Annotated in this window: 2 protein-coding genes; both read right to left on the bottom strand. The window is 62.6% G+C overall.

The features are described from left to right. Positions 1 to 36 precede the first annotated feature (36 nt). Positions 37 to 1,461 (bottom strand): TIGR00366 family protein, encoded by a 1,425-nt coding sequence (locus tag M0954_RS28740; RefSeq protein ID WP_297356881.1) that lies wholly within the window; start codon positions 1,459 to 1,461, stop codon positions 37 to 39. Positions 1,462 to 1,765: 304 nt separating this feature from the next. Beyond that, the coding region (gene bamA, locus M0954_RS28735) for an outer membrane protein assembly factor BamA (RefSeq protein ID WP_297356879.1) at positions 1,766 to 3,276 on the bottom strand (1,511 nt) is incomplete at its 5' end.

The following is a 3,276-nucleotide window of genomic DNA, read 5'->3' as shown; positions in this document are numbered from 1 at the left end:
GGCAACGGCGGGCGCGCGGGCTCATGACTCAGCGTCTTACGGAATCAGCCAGAGCGCAACACCGTAAATTACGAGCGACACCGCGAAGGTGACCGCCGTGTAGCCCATCACGCGCTGAATGCGAATCCCTGCAATCGCTACAACGGGGACTGCCCAGAACGGCTGCAGCATGTTGGAGACGTTCTCGGCCATCGCCACGCCCATCGCGGTGCGCGGCACGGACGCATGCAGGCTCAGCGCGGCCGGCAGCACGAACGGCCCCTGCACGGCCCAGTGCCCACCCGCACTCGGGATCAGCAACGTAATGATCAGCGAGCTCAGATAGCTCAGCACCGGCAGAGTCACCGGCGTGGCAATCGCTACGAAGGTCTTGGCAATCGTCGATGCGAGGCCCGTCCCCGTCATGATGCCCATGATGCCGCCGTACACCGGATACTGCAGCAGCATCGAACCGGTCTGCCGCGCGGCGCGGCGAATCGCATCGGCGTAGGCGATAGGGGTGCGCTGTAGCGCGAGCCCCACCAACAGAAAGATCAGGATCGTCGTGTTGATGTCCAGCTCGAAGCCCTTCGCATACCAGGTCATCGTCAGGTAACCGATGCCCAGCACGAGCAGGATCAGCGTGCCCAGCATCGAGCGCTCGGCGCGGGCGGCGAACGACGTCGGCAACGCGCCACGCGCGTGCGGATCGGCGTCCGCCTGGGCATGCGTGCTGCCATTCGCGCCGGCACCCGCTTCCGGGGCGGTTTCGCTAAAGGCGACCACATGCTCAGGTTTCGGGTGCATCCGGATGAAGATCGCCGTCATCACCACGACCACCAGCACAGTCGGAATGAAAACGAACGGGGCGAACACAGTCTGGCTCAGCGGAATCACCTGGCCGGTGGCTTTCTCCACCAGGTTCAAGGCATTGCCATGCGAAGCCTGCGACAACGCGATCGAGCTCGACAGCCCGCTGTTGCAGACCGACCAGGCCGAATAACTGCCCGCGACGAGCCACGCGAAGTCCACTTTCACGCGCTTCGCGATTTCGCGCGACAACAACGCCCCGACGATCAGACCGAACCCCCAGTTCAACCACGCGGCCACCGCGACGATCGGAAAGACCAGCAGCGCGGCACGCGCCGGCGTACTCACGCCGGCGGCCATCGCCCGCAAACCGCGTTGCACGAGCGGCGCCTCGGCGATGGCATAACCCGTCGCCAGAATCAGGATCATCTGCAGCGCGAAGCCCAGAATGTTGAAGGTGCCGCCATACCAGGACGTCAGGATCACAGGGATAGTCGCGTGCGGCGCGAATGCGAACGCCAGCAGAATAACGACCACGGTCAAGCCGATTGATAGGACGAACGGGTCCGGCATAACCTGCTCGAACACGTAGACGAGCCCGGCTACGATGCCGCGCCGGCGCTCGCCGGGATGGGGGTGTGGGTGGGTTGGTCCAGTTCCGTTGTTATCCATGATGTCTCTTCCTCTCGCCGCGTCTCGTCGGAGCGGCATCTCTTACGAACCGCGCCTCGAACAAAGCACGCCGAGGGTTGGCAAATGCAGCATACGCGCGCAACCGTGCGCTGTAATCGCGGCAAGAACCCTACCTGATTTTCATATTTGCTGCTCTGAGGGCGGCAGCGCGGTTCAGCGCTCGCAGCGAAGCCGCCTTTCGCATCCCGAAGCACAAGAAAGGTTCGCAGAGAGGTGCAGCGAGTGCCGGTAAACGACTGAGGGCAGCCTATGGCTGCCCTCGTTTGGCGACTTGATGTGAGACTTAGAACGCCGTCCCGATCTGGAACTGGAACTTCTGGTACTGGTCGCCGGAGTGCTTGACGAGCGGGAAGCCAAGGCTGAGCTTGAGCGGCCCGATCGGCGAGATCCACGCGAGACCCGCACCATACGCATAGCGCAGGCCATTCGCGCCGATACTGCTGCCTTCGTCGCCCCAGACGTTACCGCCGTCGAAGAACGTAAAGACGCGCAGCGTGCGGTCGTAGCCGGTACCCGGCAGCGGGAACGTCAGTTCGATGTTACCCACGAGCATCTTCGAACCGCCGATCGGATCGCCCGTGGTCGCATCGCGCGGCCCCAGCGAGCTCGGCTCGTAGCCGCGCACCGAACCGATACCGCCTGCATAGTAGTTCTTGAAAATCGGGAACGGCTTGCCGTCAAGGCCGTTACCGTAACCACCCTGGAAGTTCAGGCCCAGCACGAAGCCGCGCGCGAACGAGTAGTAATACTGTGCTTGCAGGTCGGCCTTATAGTAAGGCGTACTGCCGATCGGCGAACCCCATTCGGCGTTCGCTTGCGTAAAGTAACCGCGGCTCGGCACCAGTGCGCTGTCGCGATTGTCACGCGACCAGCCGATCGTCAGCGGCACGTTGTTCGACACGCGGCCGAAGTCGTTCACGTAGTCGATATAGCTCTGCGGCGTGGTCGCGTCGACGTCCAGACGGTTCTGTTCGAAGCCGAGACCGAAGTACACCATGTCCGATTCGGAGAACGGAATGCCGAACTTCATATCCGCGCCCGCGGTGATGATCCGGAAGCTCGTGTCGGTCGTATTCGAGTAGTACAGCGGCTCGCTGGTACGGTAGTAGACGTCGGTAATCCGCTTGATGCCGTCTACCGTGAAGTACGGGTCGACCTGCGTGACCGTCAGCGTACGGAACGTGGTGGCCGTGTTGACGTTCACCGCGAGGCTGGTGCCCGAACCGAATACGTTGTCCTGCGACACGCCCGCCGAAATGATCGGGCCTTCGCCGGAACCGTAGCCAAGACCGAGGGTAACGGAGCCAGTCGGCTTTTCCGTAACCTTCACGTCGACGTCCACCTGGTCCGCCGTGCCTTCGACCGGTATCGTCGTCACATCGACGTCGGTGAAGTAGCCGAGACGGTTGATCCGGTCTTTCGACAGCGCGAGACGGCTCGAGTCGAACCACGAGCTTTCGAGCTGGCGCATTTCGCGACGCACGACTTCGTCGCGCGTGCGGGTGTTGCCGATAATGTTGATGCGGCGCACATAGACGCGGCGGCTCGGATCGACCTGCAGCGTCAGGTCGACGGTATGGTGCAGCTGGTCGATCTGCGGCTGTGCGTTCACCGTGGCAAACGCGTAACCATATTCACCGAGCTTGTCGACCACCGCCTTGGTGGCAGCCTTCAGCCTGGCAGCCGAGAAGCGGTCACCCGGTTTGATCTTGACGAGTTTCGTTAGCTCTGCCTGGCGATCGAGCAGGTTACCGGACAGACGGATGGCGGAAATCGTGTACGGCTCGCCCTCAT

Source organism: Paraburkholderia sp. (assembly GCF_026225065.1).
Lineage (GTDB): Bacteria > Pseudomonadota > Gammaproteobacteria > Burkholderiales > Burkholderiaceae > Paraburkholderia.
Note: the sequence above shows the minus strand (reverse complement) of the source record. Positions and strands in the feature narration are given on the sequence as shown.